The 20,774-nt window shown below is 69.2% G+C and carries 20 protein-coding genes; 19 read left to right on the top strand and 1 reads right to left on the bottom strand.

Annotated elements, in window-relative coordinates:
- Nucleotides 1–107 precede the first annotated feature (107 nt).
- The 19 genes from rho to ACWDZ7_RS05035 all read left to right on the top strand — a co-directional run bounded on the left by rho (nt 108) and on the right by ACWDZ7_RS05035 (nt 18,835).
- The gene (gene rho, locus ACWDZ7_RS05125) at nt 108–2,207 is read left to right on the top strand and encodes a transcription termination factor Rho (protein ID WP_451794943.1); all 2,100 of its coding nucleotides are present in this window, start codon (nt 108–110) and stop codon (nt 2,205–2,207) included.
- A 321-nt stretch (nt 2,208–2,528) separates the two neighbouring features.
- Entirely contained in the window at nt 2,529–3,641 is a 1,113-nt protein-coding gene (locus ACWDZ7_RS05120) for an LCP family protein (protein ID WP_451794941.1), read from the top strand.
- Nucleotides 3,642–3,799: 158 nt separating this feature from the next.
- Nucleotides 3,800–4,021 (top strand): 50S ribosomal protein L31, encoded by a 222-nt coding sequence (rpmE, locus tag ACWDZ7_RS05115; protein ID WP_098244794.1) that lies wholly within the window; start codon nt 3,800–3,802, stop codon nt 4,019–4,021.
- A 134-nt stretch (nt 4,022–4,155) separates the two neighbouring features.
- Nucleotides 4,156–5,232, top strand: coding sequence for a peptide chain release factor 1 (gene prfA, locus ACWDZ7_RS05110; protein WP_451794939.1), 1,077 nt, complete (start codon nt 4,156–4,158; stop codon nt 5,230–5,232).
- 50 nt (nt 5,233–5,282) lie between these two features.
- Nucleotides 5,283–6,128 carry a peptide chain release factor N(5)-glutamine methyltransferase gene (gene prmC / locus ACWDZ7_RS05105; RefSeq protein WP_451794938.1) on the top strand — a complete coding sequence of 282 codons (846 nt, stop codon included), beginning with the start codon at nt 5,283–5,285 and terminating at the stop codon, nt 6,126–6,128.
- 49 nt (nt 6,129–6,177) lie between these two features.
- Nucleotides 6,178–6,825 carry an L-threonylcarbamoyladenylate synthase gene (locus ACWDZ7_RS05100; protein ID WP_125515115.1) on the top strand — a complete coding sequence of 216 codons (648 nt, stop codon included), beginning with the start codon at nt 6,178–6,180 and terminating at the stop codon, nt 6,823–6,825.
- On the top strand, nt 6,822–7,475 hold the full coding sequence (locus ACWDZ7_RS05095; RefSeq protein WP_451794936.1) for an arsenate reductase/protein-tyrosine-phosphatase family protein: 654 nt from the start codon (nt 6,822–6,824) through the stop codon (nt 7,473–7,475). Before ACWDZ7_RS05100 ends, ACWDZ7_RS05095 begins: the two co-directional genes overlap by 4 nt.
- Nucleotides 7,476–7,551: 76 nt before the next feature.
- Nucleotides 7,552–8,814 carry a serine hydroxymethyltransferase gene (locus ACWDZ7_RS05090; protein WP_451794935.1) on the top strand — a complete coding sequence of 421 codons (1,263 nt, stop codon included), beginning with the start codon at nt 7,552–7,554 and terminating at the stop codon, nt 8,812–8,814.
- Nucleotides 8,815–8,944: 130 nt separating this feature from the next.
- Complete coding sequence (locus ACWDZ7_RS05085) at nt 8,945–10,261, top strand: MraY family glycosyltransferase (protein WP_451794934.1); 1,317 nt, start codon at nt 8,945–8,947, stop codon at nt 10,259–10,261.
- A gap of 191 nt (nt 10,262–10,452) precedes the next feature.
- Nucleotides 10,453–10,866 (top strand): hypothetical protein, encoded by a 414-nt coding sequence (locus tag ACWDZ7_RS05080; protein ID WP_451794933.1) that lies wholly within the window; start codon nt 10,453–10,455, stop codon nt 10,864–10,866.
- Between the two features lie 222 nt (nt 10,867–11,088).
- Complete coding sequence (atpB, locus tag ACWDZ7_RS05075) at nt 11,089–11,898, top strand: F0F1 ATP synthase subunit A (protein ID WP_451512917.1); 810 nt, start codon at nt 11,089–11,091, stop codon at nt 11,896–11,898.
- A 74-nt stretch (nt 11,899–11,972) separates the two neighbouring features.
- A complete protein-coding gene (atpE, locus tag ACWDZ7_RS05070; protein WP_205036302.1) occupies nt 11,973–12,221 on the top strand; it encodes an ATP synthase F0 subunit C in 249 nt (82 codons plus the stop codon).
- 41 nt (nt 12,222–12,262) lie between these two features.
- Nucleotides 12,263–12,808, top strand: a complete 546-nt coding sequence (locus ACWDZ7_RS05065; protein WP_451794931.1) for a F0F1 ATP synthase subunit B — start codon at nt 12,263–12,265, stop codon at nt 12,806–12,808.
- Nucleotides 12,805–13,629 (top strand): F0F1 ATP synthase subunit delta, encoded by an 825-nt coding sequence (locus ACWDZ7_RS05060; RefSeq protein ID WP_451794930.1) that lies wholly within the window; start codon nt 12,805–12,807, stop codon nt 13,627–13,629. The genes ACWDZ7_RS05065 and ACWDZ7_RS05060 overlap by 4 nt, the downstream gene beginning before the upstream one ends.
- 111 nt (nt 13,630–13,740) lie before the next feature.
- Nucleotides 13,741–15,330: a F0F1 ATP synthase subunit alpha gene (atpA, locus tag ACWDZ7_RS05055; RefSeq protein WP_451512812.1), complete on the top strand. Its 1,590-nt coding sequence runs from the start codon at nt 13,741–13,743 to the stop codon at nt 15,328–15,330.
- Between the two features lie 21 nt (nt 15,331–15,351).
- Entirely contained in the window at nt 15,352–16,293 is a 942-nt protein-coding gene (locus ACWDZ7_RS05050; RefSeq protein ID WP_451794929.1) for a F0F1 ATP synthase subunit gamma, read from the top strand.
- Nucleotides 16,293–17,735 (top strand): F0F1 ATP synthase subunit beta, encoded by a 1,443-nt coding sequence (gene atpD, locus ACWDZ7_RS05045; protein ID WP_451794927.1) that lies wholly within the window; start codon nt 16,293–16,295, stop codon nt 17,733–17,735. Before ACWDZ7_RS05050 ends, atpD begins: the two co-directional genes overlap by 1 nt.
- A 131-nt stretch (nt 17,736–17,866) precedes the next feature.
- Nucleotides 17,867–18,241, top strand: a complete 375-nt coding sequence (locus tag ACWDZ7_RS05040) for a F0F1 ATP synthase subunit epsilon (protein WP_451512815.1) — start codon at nt 17,867–17,869, stop codon at nt 18,239–18,241.
- A 144-nt stretch (nt 18,242–18,385) separates the two neighbouring features.
- Entirely contained in the window at nt 18,386–18,835 is a 450-nt protein-coding gene (locus ACWDZ7_RS05035) for a DUF2550 domain-containing protein (RefSeq protein ID WP_451794926.1), read from the top strand.
- Between the two features lie 131 nt (nt 18,836–18,966).
- Here the strand turns inward: ACWDZ7_RS05035 and ACWDZ7_RS05030 are convergent, their stop codons facing one another.
- Nucleotides 18,967–20,760 carry a glycosyl hydrolase family 18 protein gene (locus tag ACWDZ7_RS05030; protein ID WP_451795359.1) on the bottom strand — a complete coding sequence of 598 codons (1,794 nt, stop codon included), beginning with the start codon at nt 20,758–20,760 and terminating at the stop codon, nt 18,967–18,969.
- Between the last annotated feature and the right edge of the window lie 14 nt (nt 20,761–20,774).

The raw sequence follows: 20,774 nt of genomic DNA, 5'->3' as shown, positions 1-20,774 counted from the left end.
GTTGGCGGACCACCGCCCCGGCACGGTCCATACGCATAGGACCGCCGGACAGCACAACCGGTCGCCGAGCCAGACAGGCCGACGTCCGCTCCAGGGAAGGACCCTTCGTGAGCGACACCACCGATCTGATGGGCGTGACTGCCGACACGCCCGCCACGGACGCCTCCGCGGCGCCTGCCACCGGTGCTTCGGCCGGGTCCCGGCGGCGCCGCGGCACCGGCCTCGAGGGCATGGTGCTGGCGGAACTGCAGCAGGTCGCCTCGGGCCTTGGGATCAAGGGAACCGGGCGCATGCGCAAGAGCCAGCTGATCGAGGTCATCAAGGAGGCGCAGGCAGGGGGCGGCGCCCCGGCGAAGAGCGCCGCACCCGCCGGCGACGCCACCGAGACCAAGCCGAAGCGCCGGGCCACCTCGAAGGCCCGTACGGGCGAGGAAGCCGCCGAGAGCGCCGTCAAGGCGAGCAAGGCGGACAAGGCCGAGACGGGCAAGGCCGAGAAGGCCGTCGCCCAGCAGCAGATCGAGATCCCCGGCCAGCCGGCCGGGGGCCCCGCCCGCACGAGCGAGACCGAGCGTGGGGGAGACGACCAGCCCGCCGGTGAGCGCCGCCGGCGCCGGGCCACCGCCGACGCGGGCAGCCCGGAGACCGTCACCGCCGAGGCGAAGAGCGAGCCGAAGGCCGAGGCCAAGGGCGACGCGTCCGAGGCCAAGGGCGGCGACGCCTCCGGCGACAACGCCGACGGCCGTCGTGACCGCCGTGACCGCCAGGGCCGCGGCCGTGACCGCGACCGTGACCGCCGCGGCAACAAGGGCGACGACCAGCAGGGCGGGGGCCGTCAGGACCGCCAGGAGCGGCAGGACCGCCAGCAGCAGGGCGGCGGCCGCCAGGACCGCCCGGACCGTCAGGACCGCCCGGACCGTCAGGACCGTCAGCGTGACAACGGTCCGCAGGACGACGACGACTTCGAGGGTGGCCGCCGCGGCCGCCGCGGGCGCTACCGCGACCGCCGTGGCCGTCGTGGCCGCGACGAGCAGGGCTTCGGCAACGAGCCGCAGGTCTCCGAGGACGACGTCCTGATCCCCGTCGCGGGCATCCTGGACATCCTCGACAACTACGCCTTCATCCGTACGTCGGGCTACCTCCCGGGCCCCAACGACGTGTACGTCTCGCTGGCCCAGGTCCGCAAGAACGGCCTGCGCAAGGGCGACCACGTCACCGGCGCGGTCCGCCAGCCCAAGGACGGCGAGCGCCGCGAGAAGTTCAACGCGCTCGTGCGCCTCGACTCGGCGAACGGCATGGCGGCCGAATCCGGCCGCGGGCGGCCGGAGTTCAGCAAGCTGACGCCCCTTTACCCGCAGGACCGGCTCCGCCTGGAGACCGACCCGGGCGTGCTGACCACCCGCATCATCGACCTCGTCGCGCCCATCGGTAAGGGGCAGCGTGGTCTGATCGTGGCCCCGCCGAAGACCGGCAAGACCATGATCATGCAGGCGATCGCCAACGCGATCACGGTCAACAACCCCGAGTGCCACCTGATGGTCGTCCTGGTCGACGAGCGTCCGGAAGAGGTCACCGACATGCAGCGGTCGGTGAAGGGCGAGGTCATCTCCTCGACCTTCGACCGTCCGGCCGAGGACCACACCACGGTCGCCGAGCTGGCCATCGAGCGCGCCAAGCGGCTGGTGGAGCTGGGCCACGACGTCGTCGTGCTGCTCGACTCGATCACGCGTCTGGGCCGTGCGTACAACCTCGCAGCCCCGGCCTCCGGCCGCATCCTGTCCGGTGGTGTCGACTCGACGGCGCTGTACCCGCCCAAGCGCTTCTTCGGTGCCGCGCGCAACATCGAGGACGGCGGCTCGCTGACCATCCTCGCGACCGCGCTGGTGGACACCGGGTCCCGCATGGACGAGGTCATCTTCGAGGAGTTCAAGGGCACCGGCAACGCCGAGCTGAAGCTCGACCGGAAGCTCGCCGACAAGCGCATCTTCCCGGCGGTGGACGTCGACGCGTCCGGTACCCGCAAGGAAGAGATCCTGCTCGGCAGCGACGAGCTGGCCATCACCTGGAAGCTGCGCCGTGTGCTGCACGCGCTCGACCAGCAGCAGGCGATCGAGCTGCTCCTGGACAAGATGAAGCAGACGAAGTCGAACGCCGAGTTCCTGCTGCAGATCCAGAAGACGACCCCGGCGCCGGGCAACGGCAACGACTGATCCGGCGCGGGCGCCTGAGGCAAGATGACCGGAAGGGGCCGGTCCCGTCATACGACGGGACCGGCCCCTTCCGTTTGCCGAGACCTTGGCCACACGGCTAAGAGATTCTCACGGTCACTGGGGGTAGCGCCTCTCCGAATGAAAGCGCAGGTGAGAGGCGGAAAGTACGGGGCAGAGCGCACTGTGCGTAGTGGTCGGAACCCGGGGCGCGCACAGGGTGCCATGCAACCCTTCTTTCGGCTTTCACGTCTGACAAGTGACGGAAAGCCACGCCTGACCCTGAAAGCAGGGGGTAACCGACCGACGAGGACTGAGGGGCGCATGACTGACGAGAGAAGGCCCGCCGACGCGCCGAAGCGCGGCAGGCGCGGCCGCCGCCGCAAGCCGCGCAGCAGGCGCAAGAAGGCACTCGCCGTCACGGCCTGGACCGCGGCGGGTGTGGTCGTTCTCGGCGGAACCGGCCTCGGCTTCGTGTTCTTCAAGCTCAACGGCAACCTCAAGGGCGTCGACATCAACAACGCGCTCGGCACCGACCGGCCCGCGGACATCGACAACGGCTCCCAGGACATCCTCGTCCTCGGCTCCGACTCCCGCTCCGGCGACAACGCCAAGTACGGCAAGGACGAGGGCGCCGCCCGCTCGGACACCGCGATGATCGTGCACGTCTACGAGGGCCACAAGAAGGCCAGCGTCGTCTCCATACCCCGCGACACCCTGATATCCCGGCCCGACTGCAAGACCGAGGACGGGAAGACCGAGCCCGGCGGGCAGCGGCAGATGTTCAACACGGCGTACGAGGTCGGGGGCCCCGCCTGCGCCGTCAAGACCGTCGAGAAGATGTCCGGGATCAGGATGGACCACTACGTCGAGGTGGACTTCACCGGCTTCAAGAAGCTCATCGACACCCTCGGCGGCGTCGACATCACCACCAAGAAGGCCATCCACGACAAGGACAGCCACCTCGACCTGGACGCGGGCACGCACACCCTCGACGGCGAGCAGGCGCTCGGCCTGGTCCGCACCCGCCACGGCGTCGGCGACGGCAGCGACCTGGGCCGCATCCAGCTCCAGCAGGCCTTCATCAAGGCCCTCCTCGACCAGGTCAAGGACGTCGGGCTCTTCAGCAGCCCGAAGAAGCTCTTCGACCTGGCAGACGACGCGACCAGCGCCATCACCACGGACACCGACCTGAACGACGTCAAGAGCCTCACGAGCTTCGCGAACGGCCTCAAGGGCATCGGCGCGGACGACATGAAGATGGTCACGATGCCCATCCAGTACGACCCCGCCGACCCCAACCGCGTCCTGCCCCTCGAAGAGGCCGACCAGCAGGTCTGGGACGCGCTCAAGGCCGACAAGGCCATCCCCAGGTCCGCCACCGAGAAATCGGCGGGCGACAAGGGCGCCGCCGGCTCCGTGGTGACCAGCGGCTAGGCGCGTCACCGCCCAGGAACACCGCCCCAGGAATAGATCCCGGCCTCCCCCGGTTTTGGGAGATACGGCCGGTCCTGGCAGACTGGTACGTCGGCCCCGGTTCACGTACGAGCAATCCGCGCGTACGACCCGGCGCCCTCCCGAAACTAGGAGACACCTTGAAGCGCGACATCCACCCCGAGTACGTCGAGACGCAGGTCAGCTGCACCTGTGGCGCGTCGTTCACCACCCGCAGCACGATCTCCAGCGGCACCGTCCGCGCCGAGGTCTGCTCCGAGTGCCACCCGTTCTACACGGGCAAGCAGAAGATCCTCGACACCGGTGGCCGTGTGGCCCGCTTCGAGGCCCGCTTCGGCAAGGCTGCCGGCGCCAACAAGTAGCGAGCCACTGCGCCGGTCATCGGCCGCCCTCGGGAGGGGGTGGCCGGGACCGGCGCTTTTGCCGTCCCGCAGCCAATTCGCGTAGAACCCTCGCGTTGGCGTAGAACCCACGCGCAGAAAACCAGGAGCCCCCGATGTTCGAGGCGGTCGAGGAACTGATCGGCGAACACGCCGATCTCGAGAAGCAGCTCGCCGACCCGTCGGTCCACGCCGACCAGGCCAACGCGCGCAAGCTCAACAAGCGCTACGCCGAGCTGACCCCGATCGTCACGACGTACCGCGCCTGGAAGCAGACCGGGGACGACATCGAGACCGCCCGCGAGCTGGGCGCCGACGACCCGGAGTTCGCCGCCGAGGTCAAGGACCTGGAGCGCCGGCGCGAGGAGATCACCGAGAGGCTGCGGCTGCTGCTCGTGCCCCGGGACCCCAACGACGACAAGGACGTCATCCTTGAGGTCAAGGCGGGCGCGGGCGGCGACGAGTCCGCCCTCTTCGCCGGCGACCTGCTGCGCATGTACCTGCGGTACGCGGAGCGCGTCGGCTGGAAGACCGAGATCATCGACGCCACCGAGTCAGAGCTGGGCGGCTACAAGGACGTCCAGGTCGCCGTGAAGACCAAGGGCGGCCAGGGTGCCACCGAGCCCGGCAAGGGCGTCTGGGCGCGCCTGAAGTACGAGGGCGGCGTGCACCGCGTGCAGCGCGTGCCCTCCACCGAGTCCCAGGGGCGCATCCACACCTCCGCCGCCGGTGTCCTGGTGACGCCCGAGGCCGAGGAGATCGACGTCGAGATCCACGCGAACGACCTGCGGATCGACGTCTACCGCTCCTCCGGGCCGGGCGGCCAGTCCGTCAACACCACCGACTCGGCGGTGCGCATCACCCACGTCCCCACCGGCGTCGTCGCCTCCTGCCAGAACGAGAAGAGCCAGCTCCAGAACAAGGAGCAGGCGATGCGTATCCTGCGCTCCAGGCTGCTCGCCGCGGCGCAGGAGGAGGCGGAGAGCAAGGCCGCCGACGCGCGCCGCAGCCAGGTCCGCACCGTGGACCGCTCCGAGAAGATCCGGACGTACAACTACCCGGAAAACCGGATCTCGGACCACCGCGTCGGCTTCAAGGCGTACAACTTGGACCAGGTGCTCGACGGCGAACTCGACGCGGTCATCCAGGCCTGCGTCGACGCGGACTCCGCGGCCAAGCTCGCGGCAGCCTGAGAGCCCGACGACGCCCCCATCCCTCGTACGACGCCCCTCGGAGGACCAGCGTGAACCTGCTGCTCGCGGAAGTGGCCCAGGCCACCCAGCGGCTGGCCGACGCCGGCGTACCCTCGCCGCGCAACGACGCGGAGGAACTCGCCGCCTTCGTGCACGGCGTGAAGCGGGGCGAGCTGCACTCCGTCAAGGACGCCGACTTCGACGCCCGCTATTGGGAGACGATCGCGCGCCGTGAGGCCCGCGAGCCGCTCCAGCACATCACCGGGCGCGCCTACTTCCGCTACCTGGAGCTCCAGGTCGGCCCCGGCGTCTTCGTGCCGCGCCCGGAGACCGAGTCGGTCGTCGGCTGGGCCATAGACGCGGTCCGCGCGATGGACGTCGTCGAGCCGCTCATCGTCGATCTGTGCACCGGCTCCGGCGCCATCGCGCTCGCCCTGGCCCAGGAGGTCCCGCGCTCGCGCGTGCACGCCGTGGAGCTGTCCGAGGACGCCCTGAAGTGGACGCGTAAGAACGTCGAGGGGTCCAGGGTCCAGCTCTCCCAGGGCGACGCCCGCGACGCGCTCCCGGAGCTGGACGGCCAGGTCGACCTCGTGGTCTCCAACCCGCCGTACATCCCCCTCACCGAATGGGAGTACGTCGCTCCGGAAGCCCGCGACTACGACCCCGACCTCGCCCTGTTCTCCGGCGAGGACGGCCTCGACCTGATCCGCGGCATCGAGCGCACCGCCCACCGCCTGCTGCGCCCCGGCGGCGTCGTCGTCATCGAGCACGCCGACACCCAGGGCGGCCAGGTCCCGTGGATCTTCACCGAGGCACGCGGCTGGGCCGACGCGGCCGACCACCCCGACCTCAACAACAGGCCGCGCTTCGCGACCGCCCGCAGGGCGATGCCGTGACAACCAAGACCACTTCAAGGCAGCAGTACGTGTACGAGGAGGCCCGCTAATGGCACGGCGATACGACACCAACGACGCGACCGACCGCTCGACCGGTCTGCGCGAGGCCGCGTCCGCCGTCCGCCGCGGCGAGCTGGTGGTGCTGCCCACCGACACCGTCTACGGCATCGGTGCCGACGCCTTCAGCCCGGAGGCGTGCGCCGACCTGCTCGACGCCAAGGGCCGGGGCCGCAACATGCCCACCCCCGTCCTCATCGGCTCCCCGAACACCCTGCACGGCCTGGTCACCGACTTCTCCGAGATGGCCTGGGAACTCGTCGACGCCTTCTGGCCCGGCGCCCTGACCCTGGTCGCCAAGCAGCAGCCGTCCCTCCAGTGGGACCTCGGCGACACCCGCGGCACGGTCGCCATCCGCATGCCGCTGCACCCCGTCGCCATCGAACTGCTCACCGAGGTCGGCCCCATGGCCGTCTCCTCCGCCAACCTCACCGGGCACCCCGCCCCCGAGGACTGCGACGCCGCCCAGGACATGCTCGGCGACTCCGTCTCCGTGTACCTGGACGGCGGCCCGACCCCCGGGATCGTCCCGTCGTCCATCGTCGACGTCACGGGCAAGGTGCCGGTCCTGCTCCGCGCCGGCGCCCTTGACGCGGACGAGCTGCGCAAGGTGGTACCCGACCTCGAGGTGGCGAATTGACAGCCCCTGAGACGGGGCGTGGCATAGCGGGCTTCCCGGGCTCTGCGGGCACCTTCCGCATCCTCCACGTCAGCACCGGCAATGTATGCCGCTCGCCGATCACCGAGCGGCTGACCCGGCACGCCCTGGCCGACCGCCTCGGCGACCCCCTCTTCGGCGGTCTGACCGTGGAGAGCGCGGGCACCTGGGGCCACGAGGGCGCCCCCATGGAGACCAACGCCGAGACGGTCCTCGCGGACTTCGGGGCGGACGCCACCGGCTTCATGGGGCGCGAGCTGCTCGACGACCACGTCATCCGCGCCGACCTGGTCCTGACCGCCACCCGCGACCACCGGGCGCAGGTCATCTCCATGGGCCACTCGGCGGGCCTGCGCACCTTCACGCTCAAGGAGTTCACACGGCTCGTGCGGGCCATAGACCCGACGACCCTGCCGGAGCCGGACGGCAACGGCGTGGTGGAGCGCGCCCGTGCCCTGGTGCGGGCCGCCGCCGCACTGCGCGGCTGGCTCCTCGCGCCGAGCGTCGAGGCCGACGAGGTGTACGACCCGTACGGCGCGCCCCTGCCGTTCTTCCGTTCGGTGGGCGACGAGATCAACCAGGCGCTTGACCCCGTGGTGACGGCGCTGACCGGGGTGCCCGCACACATGTAGCCGACCGGCGTGCCCGTACGCGGGCGGCGGCCTACATTGGATCTGAGGTCACCCCCGCCAGGCCCCGGAGCCCACGATGCCGCTCAGCACGGTCAGCACCGCACCCACCGCCCACGAGGCGTCGTACACGGATCTCGACGCGCTGCGCCGACAGGACCCCGAGCTGGCCGAGGTCCTCATGGCCGAGGCCGCCCGGCAGGCCGACGTGCTCCAGCTGGTCGCCGCCGAAAACTTCACCTCGCCCGCCGTCCTCACCGCCCTCGGCTCCCCCCTCGCCAACAAGTACGCCGAGGGCTACCCGGGCGCGCGCCACCACGGCGGCTGCGAGCTGGTCGACGTCGCCGAGCGCATCGCCGTCGACCGGGCCAAGGCCCTCTTCGGCGCCGAACACGCCAATGTGCAGCCGCACTCCGGGTCCTCCGCCGTCCTCGCCGCGTACGCCGCGCTGCTGCGGCCCGGTGACACGGTCCTCGCGATGGGGCTGCCGTACGGCGGCCACCTCACGCACGGCTCGCCCGCGAACTTCTCCGGCCGCTGGTTCGACTTCGTCGGCTACGGCGTCGACACCGAGAGCGGCCTCCTCGACTACGACCAGGTGCACGCCCTCGCCCGCACCCACCGCCCCAAGGCGATCGTCTGCGGTTCGATCTCCTATCCCCGGCACATCGACTACGCGGCCTTCCGTGAGATCGCCGACGACGTGGGGGCGTATCTCATCGCCGACGCGGCGCACCCCATGGGCCTGGTGGCCGGGGGAGCGGCGCCGAACCCGGTGCCGCACGCCGACGTCGTCTGCGCCACCACCCACAAGGTCCTGCGCGGCCCCAGGGGCGGCCTCCTGCTCTGCGGGGCGGACCTCGCGGAACGGATCGACCGGGCCGTCTTCCCGTTCACGCAGGGCGGCGCCCAGATGCACACGATCGCCGCCAAGGCCGTCGCGTTCGGGGAGGCGCTGACCCCGGCCTTCACGGCCTACGCCCATCAGGTCGTCGCCAACGCCCGCACGCTGGCGGACGCCCTCGCCGCCGGCGGGTTCGCGATCACCACCGGCGGCACCGACACGCATCTGATCCTCGCCGATCCCGCACCCCTGGGAGTGGAGGCGCACACCGCCCGCGGCAGGCTCGCGGCCGCCGGGATCGTCCTCGACGCCTGCGCCCTGCCCCACGGCGAGGCCCGCGGCCTGCGCCTGGGCACCGCCGCCGTCACGACCCAGGGCATGACCGGCCCCGACCTGGTGCGGATCGCCGCCCTGCTGGTCGAAGCGGTCCGCGAGGCATCGAACGTACGAGAAGAGGTACGCGAACTGGTGGGCAGATTTCCGCCGTATCCGGGCTAGGAGGGGGCAGGGGCGTCGGAGACGTGCGCGTACTCGTGCAACCATCGTCGCTACCCGTAAGTCCCCAACCGTATGCGCGCAAAGCTAGGGTGTGGGGCTGAGATGGCCAGCGATACCTGTGGGGAAGCCCGTGCGTGAATACCTGCTGACGCTCTGCATCACGGCCGCGGTGACCTATCTGCTGACCGGGCCGGTGCGGAAGTTCGCGATCGTGGCCGGCGCGATGCCGGAGATCCGCGCCCGCGACGTGCACCGGGAGCCCACGCCCCGGCTCGGCGGGATCGCGATGTTCTTCGGACTCTGCGCGGGGCTGCTGGTCGCCGACCACCTGCCGAACCTGAACGCGGTCTTCGAGAACTCCAACGAGCCGCGCGCGCTGCTCTCCGGAGCGGCGCTGATCTGGCTGATCGGTGTCCTGGACGACAAGTTCGAGATCGACGCCCTGATCAAGCTCGGCGGCCAGATGATCGCCGCGGGCGTCATGGTGATGCAGGGCCTGACGATCCTGTGGATCCCGGTCCCCGGCGTCGGAACGGTCTCGTTGACGTCCGGCCAGGGCACCCTGCTGACGGTCGCCCTCGTCGTCATCACCATCAACGCCGTCAACTTCGTCGACGGCCTCGACGGCCTCGCGGCCGGCATGGTCTGCATCGCCTCCGCGGCGTCCTTCATGTACGCCTACCGCATCTGGTACGGCTACGGCATCGAGTCGGCGGCGCCCGCCACGCTCTTCGCCGCCATCCTCATGGGCATGTGCCTGGGCTTCCTGCCGCACAACATGCACCCCGCCCGCATCTTCATGGGCGACTCCGGCTCGATGCTCATCGGCCTCGTCCTCGCGGCGGGCGCCATCTCCGTCACGGGACAGGTCGACCCGGCGACGCTGAAGTTGAACTTCGGCGGCGGCCGCGACGCCACGCACGCGATGCTGCCCGTCTTCATTCCGCTCCTGATGCCGCTGACGATCATCGCGATCCCCTTCGCGGACCTGGTCCTCGCGATCGTGCGGCGCACCTGGAACGGCAAGTCGCCGTTCGCCGCGGACCGCGGGCACCTGCACCACCGCCTCTTGGAGATCGGCCACTCGCACAGCCGCGCGGTGCTGATCATGTACTTCTGGTCGGCGCTCATCGCCTTCGGCACCGTCGCGTACTCGGTGCACTCCACGAGCGTGTGGATCCTCTTCGTCATCGTCGCGCTCAGCGCGCTGGGACTCGTACTCCTGCTGCTGCCGCGCTTCACGCCGCGCACCCCGCGCTGGGCCGAGGCGTTCGTGCCCCCGCGCTACCGCCGCCGGACGCGGCGCGCCGACACGGAGGCCGCCCTCGACGACGTCGGGACGCCCGCGAGCCCGGCCGCCCCCGTGCGGGAGCTGACCGGCGCCGGAAAGGCGCACGGCAGCACCGCGGTCTCCGACAGGCCCCGGCACCGCGGACCGATCGTGTGATGGTCGGCACACTTTCAGGTAAAGACTGCATCAAATAGTTTGTGATACGGTTCACGAGAACCCGAGATATATTGGGGCGGCCCGACGAGACCGGCCGCCCTGGTGAGGTGCGCCTCGTCGTGTCCGGGCTAGGGCCTTCGCTCGACGATCGCAATGCCACGTCCCCAAATTTCGCCGGAGGAGCTGCCGCCATGCAGTCCAACGACGCCCGCACACTTCTGCACTGTGCCCTGCCCACCGCTGCCGCGGGTGCGGCGGGAGTCGCGGTCAGTGCCGCCGTGGCCGGTGGCAAGGGTGCGCTCGGTGCCACCTTCGGTGCTCTTCTCGTCCTGTTGTTCATGGGCGGTGGCCTCGTGGTGCTGCAGCGGAGTGCGCGTTCCTTCCCGCATCTGTTCCAGATGATGGGCCTGCTGGTCTACACCGTGCAGATTCTGCTGTTGATGGTCGTCCTCACCGCGCTGCGCGGTACATCGGCTTTCAACTCCAAGTGCTTCGCGTTCACGCTGCTCGCCGCCACTTTGGTGTGGATCGGGGCGCAGCTGCGCGCCCATATGAAGGCCAAGGTCCTCTATGTGGAGCCGGATACCGCCCGGCCGCAATCGTGAGCTGTAGGGCCAGCGTAAGAAGGCCTCCGCTCATTTGCTATGGTCTCGCCACAACTGCGGCAGAGCTGGCGCGGGAGGCGGCCGTGCCTGTGAAGCCTTACGGCTCGGATCCCAGCCGCCGCCCCCAAATCCGCAAGTCCAGTCCAGTGCCGCTCCGCGGTCGTAGGCCGCGCCGACACATCGAGGTTGCCGTACCCATGCGCCACGTTGAAGGAGCTCGCGGTGAGTAACGCCCAGACGCTCGCCTTCGAGACCGATTGCCATATTTTTGAAGGGTGCGGTTTCCCGACCCCCGGCCTGCACTCCTTCCTCTTCGAGCCGATTTTCACCGTTGGCGGCTTTGAGTTCAACAAGCCAATGCTGCTGGCGCTGGTGAGTTCGGTCGTCGTCATCGGTTTCTTCTGGGCGGCTTTCAATAAGCCCAAGCTGATCCCTGGCAAGCTCCAGATGATCGGCGAGATCGGCTACGACTTCGTGCGCCGTGGAGTCGTCTACGAGACGCTCGGCAAGAAGGAGGGCGAGAAGTACGTCCCTCTGATGGTCTCGCTGTTCTTCTTCATCTGGATCATGAACATCTGGTCGATCGTTCCGCTCGCCCAGTTCCCGGTGACGTCGGTCATCGCCCTCCCGGCGGGCCTCGCGGCGATCGTCTACATCCTCTGGGTGAGCGTGACCTTCAAGAGGCACGGCTTCATCGGTGGCTGGAAGAACATCACCGGTTACGACCGCTCGCTCGGCCCGGTCTTCCCGATGGTCATGTTCTTCGAGTTCCTCTCGAACATGATCATCCGGCCCTTCACCCACGCGGTGCGGCTCTTCGCCAACATGTTCGCGGGCCACGTGCTGCTGGTGATCTTCACCATCGCGAGCTGGTACCTGCTGAACGGCATCGGCATCGCCTACGCGGGTGTCTCGTTCGTGATGGTCATCATCATGACGATCTTCGAGCTGTTCATCCAGGCGCTGCAGGCCTACGTCTTCATCCTGCTGGCCTCCAGCTACATCCAGGGCGCGCTCGCCAAGCACCACTGAGTACGCCCGGCCTCTCCCCCCGATACATCCGGTGGCCAACCCCCACCGGCCCGTAAAAAGAAGGAAGTTACGGCATGTCCGCTCTCGAGACCCTCGCCGCGGTCAACGTCCAGGGCAACTTCGGTGCGATCGGCTACGGCCTCGCCGCCATCGGCCCCGGCATCGGCGTCGGCATCATCTTCGGTAACGGTACGCAGGCCCTCGCCCGTCAGCCCGAGGCCGCCGGCCTCATCCGCCAGAACCAGATCCTCGGCTTCGTGCTCTGTGAGGCCCTGGCGCTGATCGGTCTGGTCATGGGCTTCGTTTACCCGGTTCCTTCCTGATCCGGTCTCGTTGACGAGAAACTTCAACGGAAGGCACTGATGTGATCTCCCTGGTACAGCTGGCGTCGGAGGAGCCTCAAAACCCTCTGATTCCGGAGATCCCCGAGCTCGTCATCGGCCTGATCGCGTTCGTCATCGTCTTCGGCTTCTTCGCCAAGAAGTTCCTCCCGAACATCAACAAGGTTCTGGAAGAGCGCCGCGAGGCGATCGAAGGCGGCATCGAAAAGGCCGACGCCGCTCAGACCGAGGCCCAGAGCGTTCTTGAGCAGTACAAGGCTCAGCTCGCCGAGGCCCGGCACGAGGCCGCGCGTCTGCGTCAGGAGGCGCAGGAGCAGGGCGCCACGCTCATCGCCGAAATGCGGGCCGAGGGCCAGCGTCAGCGCGAGGAGATCGTCGCCGCCGGCCACGCGCAGATCGAGGCCGACCGCAAGGCCGCCGCGCAGTCGCTCCGTCAGGACGTGGGCCAGCTGGCCACCGACCTGGCCGGCAAGCTCGTGGGCGAGTCCCTTGAGGACCACGCGCGGCAGAGCCGCACCATCGACCGTTTCCTCGACGAGCTCGAGGAGAAGGCCGAGGCGGCTCGATGACAGCGCACGGAGCCAGCCGCGAGGCCCTGGCCGCCGCGCGCGAGCGTCTGGACGCGCTGACCGACAACACGTCGGTCGACGCGAAGCAGCTCGCGGACGAGCTGGCCGCGGTCACCGCGCTGTTCGCCCGCGAGGTCTCGCTGCGTCGGGTCCTGACCGACCCGGCGCAGTCCGGCGAGGCCAAGGCCGAGCTGGCCGGGCGCCTGCTGTCCGGCCAGGTGGGCGGCGAGACCGCCGACCTGGTGGCCGGCATGGTGCGCACGCGCTGGTCGCAGTCGCGTTACCTGGTGGACGCCCTCGAGGAGCTCGCCAACCTCGCCGACATGACCGGCGCGCAGAAGGCCGGCGTGCTGGACAACGTCGAGGACGAGCTCTTCCGGTTCGGCCGGATCGTCAGCTCCAGCACCGAGCTGCGGGCGGCGCTCACCGACCGCACCGCCACGGGCACGGCCAAGAGCGAGCTGCTGCGCAGCCTGCTCGGCGGTCGCGCCGAGGACGTGACGGAGCGACTCGTCGAGCGTCTTGTGACCGCGCCGCGCGGACGTAGCCTGGAAGAGGGACTCGAGTCCCTCTCCAAGCTGGCCGCGGACCGACGCAACCGCATGGTGGCCGTCGTCACCTCCGCTGTTCCGCTCTCGGACCAGCAGAAGGAGCGTCTCGGCGCCGCCCTGGTCAAGGTGTACGGACGCCCGATGCACCTCAACCTCGACGTGGACCCCGAGGTCCTCGGCGGGATCACCGTCCAGGTGGGCGACGAGGTCATCAACGGCAGCATCGCGGACCGCATCGAGGAAGCCGGCCGCCGCGTGGCCGGCCAGTAACTCAACAAGCACGAAATACGGCCCTAGTTGGGCCGTGCAGAGGATTCCTGGGGGCTGACCCCAGACCCCCCAAGAAAACTTCGGGCCCAACAAGGAGAGCAGGGAACCCAGATGGCGGAGCTCACGATCCGGCCGGAGGAGATCCGGGACGCGCTGGAGAACTTTGTCCAGGCGTACAAGCCGGACGCGGCCTCGCGCGAGGAGGTCGGTACGGTCACCGTCGCCGGCGACGGTATTGCCAAGGTCGAGGGCCTCCCCTCGGCGATGGCGAACGAGCTGCTGAAGTTCGAGGACGGAACCCTCGGTCTCGCGCTGAACCTGGAAGAGCGCGAGATCGGCGCCGTCGTCCTCGGCGAGTTCAGCGGTATCGAGGAGGGCCAGCCGGTGCAGCGCACCGGTGAGGTGCTCTCCGTCGCCGTGGGCGAGGGCTACCTCGGCCGCGTCGTCGACCCGCTCGGCACCCCGATCGACGGCCTCGGCGAGATCGAGACCAGCGGACGTCGCGCCCTCGAGCTGCAGGCCCCGGGCGTCATGGCCCGTAAGTCGGTGCACGAGCCGATGGAGACCGGCTACAAGGCCGTCGACGCGATGACCCCGATCGGCCGTGGTCAGCGTCAGCTGATCATCGGTGACCGCCAGACCGGCAAGACCGCCCTGGCCGTCGACACGATCATCAACCAGCGCGACAACTGGCGCACGGGCGACGTGAACAAGCAGGTGCGCTGCATCTACGTCGCCATCGGTCAGAAGGGCTCCACCATCGCCTCCGTGCGCGGTGCCCTCGAAGAGGCCGGCGCGCTGGAGTACACGACCATCGTCGCCGCCCCGGCGTCCGACCCGGCCGGCTTCAAGTACCTGGCGCCGTACACCGGCTCGGCCATCGGCCAGCACTGGATGTACGAGGGCAAGCACGTCCTCATCATCTTCGACGACCTCTCGAAGCAGGCCGACGCCTACCGCGCCGTGTCCCTGCTGCTCCGCCGCCCGCCGGGGCGCGAGGCCTACCCGGGTGACGTCTTCTACCTGCACTCGCGTCTGCTCGAGCGCTGCGCGAAGCTCTCCGACGAGCTGGGCAAGGGCTCGATGACGGGTCTGCCGATCGTCGAGACCAAGGCGAACGACGTGTCGGCGTTCATCCCGACCAACGTCATCTCCATCACCGACGGCCAGTGCTTCCTGGAGTCGGACCTCTTCAACGCCGGTCAGCGCCCCGCGCTGAACGTCGGTATCTCCGTCTCCCGAGTCGGTGGTTCCGCGCAGCACAAGGCGATGAAGCAGGTCTCCGGCCGCCTCCGCGTGGACCTCGCCCAGTTCCGTGAGCTGGAGGCGTTCGCCGCCTTCGGTTCCGACCTGGACGCCGCGTCGAAGGCGCAGCTGGAGCGCGGCCAGCGCATGGTCGAGCTGCTCAAGCAGCCGCAGTACGAGCCGATGGCGACCGAGGACCAGGTCGTGTCCGTGTGGGCCGGTACCACCGGCCGCATGGACGAGGTGCCGGTCAACGACATCCGCCGCTTCGAGAAGGAGCTCCTGGAGTACCTGCACCGCAAGGAGCAGGGCCTCATGACCTCCATCAAGGAGGGCGGCAAGATGTCGGACGACACCCTGCAGGCCGTCGGCGACGCCATCGCGGAGTTCAAGAAGCAGTTCGAGACCTCGGACGGGAAGCTTCTCGGCGAGGACGCTCCGGCCGCGGCCAAGTGACGTAAGGAAGGGACCTGACTCATGGGAGCTCAGCTCCGGGTCTACAAGCGTCGCATCCGATCCGTCACCGCGACCAAGAAGATCACCAAGGCGATGGAGATGATCGCCGCCTCGCGCGTCGTCAAGGCGCAGCGCAAGGTGGCGGCCTCCACGCCGTACGCGACCGAGCTCACCCGCGCGGTCACGGCGGTCGGCACTGGCTCCAACACCAAGCACCCGCTGACGACCGAGGCGGAGACGGCGACCCGTACCGCGGTTCTGCTCCTCACGAGCGACCGCGGTCTGGCCGGCGCCTTCAACTCGAACGCCATCAAGGCCGCGGAGCAGCTGACCGCGCGCCTGGAGGCCGAGGGCAAGGAGGTCGACATGTACATCGTCGGCCGCCGTGGTCTGGCCCACTACAACTTCCGCGAGCGCAAGGTCGTGGAGTCGTGGTCGGGCTTCACCGACGAGCCCACGTACGCGGACGCCAAGAAGGTCGCGGCGCCGCTGATCGAGGCGATCGAGAAGGAGACGGCGGAGGGCGGCGTGGACGAGCTCCACATCGTCTACACCGAGTTCGTCTCGATGATGACGCAGACGGCCATCGACGGCCGGCTGCTGCCGCTCAGCCTCGAAGACGTGACATCAGCGGCTACCGCCGCGGGGGCGGAGGAGAAGCCCGCCAAGGGCGAGATCCTTCCGCTGTACGACTTCGAGCCGTCGGCGGAGGACGTCCTCGACGCCCTGCTGCCGCGGTACGTCGAGAGCCGTATCTACAACGCGATGCTCCAGTCGGCTGCCTCCAAGCACGCCGCCACGCGCCGCGCGATGAAGTCGGCGACCGACAACGCCGGGGATCTGATCAACAGCCTCTCCCGGCTTGCCAACGCGGCCCGCCAGGCCGAAATCACCCAGGAAATCAGCGAGATCGTCGGCGGCACAGCAGCGCTGGCCGACGCGACCGCGGGGAGTGACAAGTAATGACGACCACTGTTGAGACGGCCGTTGCCACGGGCCGCGTCGCCCGGGTCATCGGCCCGGTCGTCGACGTGGAGTTCCCCGTCGACGCGATGCCGGAGATCTACAACGCTCTGCACGTCCAGGTCGACGACCCGGAGACCGAAGGCGCGCGCAAGACGCTGACCCTCGAGGTCGCCCAGCACCTGGGTGACGGCGTGGTCCGCTCCATCTCGATGCAGCCCACCGACGGCCTGGTCCGCCAGGCGCCCGTCACCGACACCGGCAAGGGCATCTCGGTGCCGGTCGGCGACGTGACCAAGGGCCGTGTGTTCAACACGCTCGGTGAGGTCCTGAACGACGACCCGTCCGTGGTCGACGGGGCGGACCGCTGGACGATCCACCGCAAGGCCCCGGCCTTCGACCAGCTCGAGTCCAAGACCGAGATGTTCGAGACCGGCCTGAAGGTCGTCGACCTTCTCACCCCGTACGTCAAGGGTGGAAAGATCGGTCTGTTCGGTGGTGCCGGTGTCGGCAAGACCGTGCTGATCCAGGAAATGATCGTCCGTGTGGCCAAGCTGCACGACGGTGTCTCCGTATTCGCCGGTGTCGGCGAGCGCACCCGTGAGGGCAACGACCTCATGGTCGAGATGGAGGAGGCCGGCGTTCTCGACAAGACCGCGCTGGTCTTCGGCCAGATGGACGAGCCGCCGGGCACGCGTCTGCGTGTCGCCCTGGCCGGTCTGACCATGGCGGAGTACTTCCGCGATGTGCAGAAGCAGGACGTGCTGTTCTTCATCGACAACATCTTCCGCTTCACGCAGGCCGGTTCCGAGGTCTCGACCCTGCTCGGCCGTATGCCCTCCGCGGTGGGCTACCAGCCGAACCTGGCCGACGAGATGGGTCTCCTCCAGGAGCGCATCACCTCGACCCGCGGTCACTCGATCACCTCGATGCAGGCGATCTACGTCCCCGCGGACGACCTGACCGACCCGGCCCCGGCCACCACGTTCGCCCACCTCGACGCGACGACGGTTCTCTCCCGTCCGATCTCCGAGAAGGGCATCTACCCGGCCGTGGACCCGCTGGACTCCACGTCCCGCATCCTGGACCCGCGCTACATCGCGCAGGACCACTACGACTGCGCCATGCGCGTCAAGGGGATCCTGCAGAAGTACAAGGACCTCCAGGACATCATCGCGATCCTCGGCATCGACGAGCTGAGCGAGGAGGACAAGCTCGTCGTCGCCCGTGCCCGTCGCGTGGAGCGCTTCCTGTCGCAGAACACCCACGCCGCCAAGCAGTTCACCGGCGTGGACGGCTCGGACGTCTCCCTCGAGGAGTCGATCGCGGCCTTCAACTCGATCTGCGACGGCGAGTACGACCACTTCCCCGAGCAGGCCTTCTTCATGTGTGGTGGTCTTGAGGACCTCAAGAAGAACGCCAAGGAGCTCGGCGTCTCCTGAGCCCCGTAGCTCATCCGCGGAGAGGGGCGGGGCCACCCCGTGGGGCCCGTGTCCCGCCCTTCTCCGTACGCCCACTAGAATTTGACCCAACACCCGGCGAAGCCGCCGGGTGGTGACCCGAGGAGCCACCCTTGGCTGCTGAGCTGCATGTCGAGCTGGTCGCCGCGGACCGCAGCGTCTGGTCCGGCGAGGCCACCCTGGTCGTCGCGCGCACCACGTCCGGCGACATCGGCGTCATGCCCGGTCACCAGCCGCTGCTCGGTGTGCTGGAGTCGGGCCCGGTGACCATTCGTACGAGCGACGGCGGCACGGTCGTCGCCGCTGTCCACGGAGGATTCATCTCCTTCGGGGACGACAAGCTGTCGCTGCTGGCCGAGATCGCGGAGCTGTCCGACGAGATCGACGTCCAGCGTGCGGAGCGGGCGCTGGAGCGCGCTCAGTCGGAGGCCGACGCCTCCGCCGAGCGGCGCGCCGACGTCCGACTGCGCGCGGTGGCGGCGCGCTGACCCCAGCGCGCGGCGTAACGTGACTCAGCCGCGGCCAGGTCCGGGAACAATCCGGACCGGGTCGCGGCTGAGGCAATGCGGGTGCAATGTGTTGGTCCGTTGTCGGTCGGTCGACCGACAGTAGAGGCGAGGAGGTCGGTGCCGATGATCCTCACTCTGCTCATGTGCGGACTTGCTTTGATCGCGCTGGTTCTGGTGGGGCTCTTCGTCTTCGGACTGCGGCGCCGGCTGATCCAGCGCTCCGGCGGGACGTTCGACTGCTCCCTGCGCTGGGACGCGCCCGAGAAGGGCGACACCTCCGGCAAGGGCTGGGGGTACGGGGTCGCCCGCTACAACGGCGACCGGGTCGAGTGGTACCGCGTCTTCTCCTACGCCCCCCGGCCGCGCCGCGTCCTTGAGCGCTCGGCCATCGAGGTCGTCGACCGCCGGGCGCCGGACGGCGAGGAGGAGCTGGCCCTGCTCTCCGACGCCACCGTCCTCGGCTGCCTGCACCGCGGGGTCCGCCTGGAACTGGCGATGAGCGAGGACGCGCTGACGGGCTTCCTGGCGTGGCTGGAGGCGGCGCCTCCGGGGCAACGTGTGAATGTGGCGTAGGAGAGCGCCCCGTAAGGGGCGCGGGGAACTGCGCGACCAGCCACAACCGGCCCGCAGACGAGGACATTGAGAAGCCGGGGAGATGGGGGGCGATCCCATCTCCCCGGCTTCGTTCTTGGGGGCCGTACGGACTACTTGAGTCCGTCGTTGATCGCGCTCACCAACTCACCGTTGGCCGTGTCCCCACTGAACTCCCAGAAGAACGCGCCTCCGAGGCCCTGCTGCTTGGCCCAGGCCATCTTCGAGCGGATGGTCTCCGGGGTGTCGTACGACCACCAGTTCGTACCGCAGTGGGCATACGCCGTTCCGGCCACCGTCCCGTTCGAGGGGCAGGAGTTCTTGAGCACCTTGTAGTCCTCGATGCCCGCCTCGTACGTCCCGGGCGCCGCGCCGGTGGCCGTGCCGCCCGGCTCCTTCTGGGTGACGCCGGTCCAGCCGCGGCCGTAGAAGCCGATGCCGAGCAGGAGCTTGGCGGAGGGCACGCCCTGGGCCTTGAGCTTGGATATCGCCGCCGCGGAGTTGAAGCCTTCCTGCGGGATGCCGGCGTAGGAGGTGAGCGGGGAGTGCGGGGCCGTCGGGCCCTTGGCCGCCCACGCGCCGAAGAAGTCGTACGTCATCACGTTGTACCAGTCGGCGTACTGCGCCGCGCCGCCGTAGTCGGCGGCGTCGATCTTGCCGCCGTTGGAGCCGTCGGCGGTGATGGCCGCGGTGACGAGGTTCTTGGACCCGAACTCGTTGCGGAACGCCTGCATCATGTTCTTGAAGACGGCCGGCCCCGAGGTGTCACAGGAGAGACCGCAGGCGTTGGGGTACTCCCAGTCCAGGTCGACGCCGTCGAAGACGTCGGCCCAGCGCGGGTCCTCGACCAGGTCGTGGCAGGACTTGGCGAAGGCCGCCGGGTTCTTCATGGCGTCGGTGAAGCCGCCGGACCAGGTCCAGCCGCCGAAGGACCAGAGGATCTTGATGTTCGGGTACTTGGCCTTGAGCTTGCGCAGCTGGTTGAAGTTGCCGCGCAGCGGCTGGGCCCAGGTGTCGGCGACGCCGTCGACGCTCTGGTCGGCGGTGTAGGCCTTGTCGATCGCCGCGTAGGAGTCGCCCATGGTGCACTTGCCGTTCTGGACGTTCCCGAAGCTGTAGTTGATGTGCGTGATCTTGCCGCCGGAGCCGGAGGTCGCGATGTTCTTCGCGTGGTAGTTGCGTCCGTAGACGCCCCACTCGGCGAAGTAGCCCATCTTGATCTTGTCACCGGGGCCGGGGCCCGGGTCGCCGCCGCCCGTGGTGCGGACCTTGACGGCGCCGCTCGCGGGGCCCGTCTGGTCGGCGGTGTCGCGGGCCTGGACGGTGTACGAGTAGTCGGTGCCCGCGGTCAGGCCGTTGTCGGTGTACGAGGTGCCGGTCACCGTGCCGACCTTGGCGCCGTCGCGCAGGACGTCGTAGTTCTTGACGCCCTTGTCGTCGGTGGCGGCCTTCCAGTCGAGCTTCACCGAGGTGTTGGTGATGCCGGAGGCGGTCGGGGTGCCGGGGGCGCTCGGCGGGTTGTCGCCGGGGACGCTGCCGCCATCGCAGCTGCCGCCGTTCAGCGTGCACTTGGCGGGGGCGCCGGGGCCCGTGCCGTTGAAGCCGAAGGAGACCGAGGCGCCGGGGGCCAGCGTCCCGTTCCAGCCGAGGTTCTTGCCGGTCCAGCGGGTGCCGGAGTTGGTGACGGTGGCGTCCCAGGCGGAGGTCACCTTGGTGTCGGCGGGGAAGTCCCACTGGACGTTCCACGAGCTGAGCGTGGTGGTGCCGGTGTTCTTGATGGTCCACTTGCCCTCGAAGCCGTTGCCCCAGTCCTGGGTCTTGGCGTAGGTGGCGGTGGCCTCGGGAGCGGCGTCGGGGGCCGCCTCGGCGGGAGTGCCGAGGGCGACCAGGGTGGCGAGCGGCAGCATCAGCGTGGTCAGTC

Source organism: Streptomyces sp. NPDC003032 (assembly GCF_053591415.1).
Note: the sequence above shows the minus strand (reverse complement) of the source record. Positions and strands in the feature narration are given on the sequence as shown.

Bases quoted from the DNA above. Each gene is read 5' to 3' on its own strand.
- ACWDZ7_RS05120 (WP_451794941.1), top strand. From the start codon at position 2,529: ATGACTGACGAGAGAAGGCCCGCCGACGCGCCGAAGCGCGGCAGGCGC.
- prfA (WP_451794939.1), top strand. From the start codon at position 4,156: ATGTTCGAGGCGGTCGAGGAACTGATCGGCGAACACGCCGATCTCGAG.
- ACWDZ7_RS05100 (WP_125515115.1), top strand. From the start codon at position 6,178: ATGGCACGGCGATACGACACCAACGACGCGACCGACCGCTCGACCGGT.
- ACWDZ7_RS05090 (WP_451794935.1), top strand. From the start codon at position 7,552: ATGCCGCTCAGCACGGTCAGCACCGCACCCACCGCCCACGAGGCGTCG.
- ACWDZ7_RS05080 (WP_451794933.1), top strand. From the start codon at position 10,453: ATGCAGTCCAACGACGCCCGCACACTTCTGCACTGTGCCCTGCCCACC.
- atpE (WP_205036302.1), top strand. From the start codon at position 11,973: ATGTCCGCTCTCGAGACCCTCGCCGCGGTCAACGTCCAGGGCAACTTC.
- ACWDZ7_RS05060 (WP_451794930.1), top strand. From the start codon at position 12,805: ATGACAGCGCACGGAGCCAGCCGCGAGGCCCTGGCCGCCGCGCGCGAG.
- atpA (WP_451512812.1), top strand. From the start codon at position 13,741: ATGGCGGAGCTCACGATCCGGCCGGAGGAGATCCGGGACGCGCTGGAG.
- ACWDZ7_RS05050 (WP_451794929.1), top strand. From the start codon at position 15,352: ATGGGAGCTCAGCTCCGGGTCTACAAGCGTCGCATCCGATCCGTCACC.
- atpD (WP_451794927.1), top strand. From the start codon at position 16,293: ATGACGACCACTGTTGAGACGGCCGTTGCCACGGGCCGCGTCGCCCGG.
- ACWDZ7_RS05035 (WP_451794926.1), top strand. From the start codon at position 18,386: ATGATCCTCACTCTGCTCATGTGCGGACTTGCTTTGATCGCGCTGGTT.
- ACWDZ7_RS05030 (WP_451795359.1), bottom strand. From the start codon at position 20,760: ATGCTGCCGCTCGCCACCCTGGTCGCCCTCGGCACTCCCGCCGAGGCG.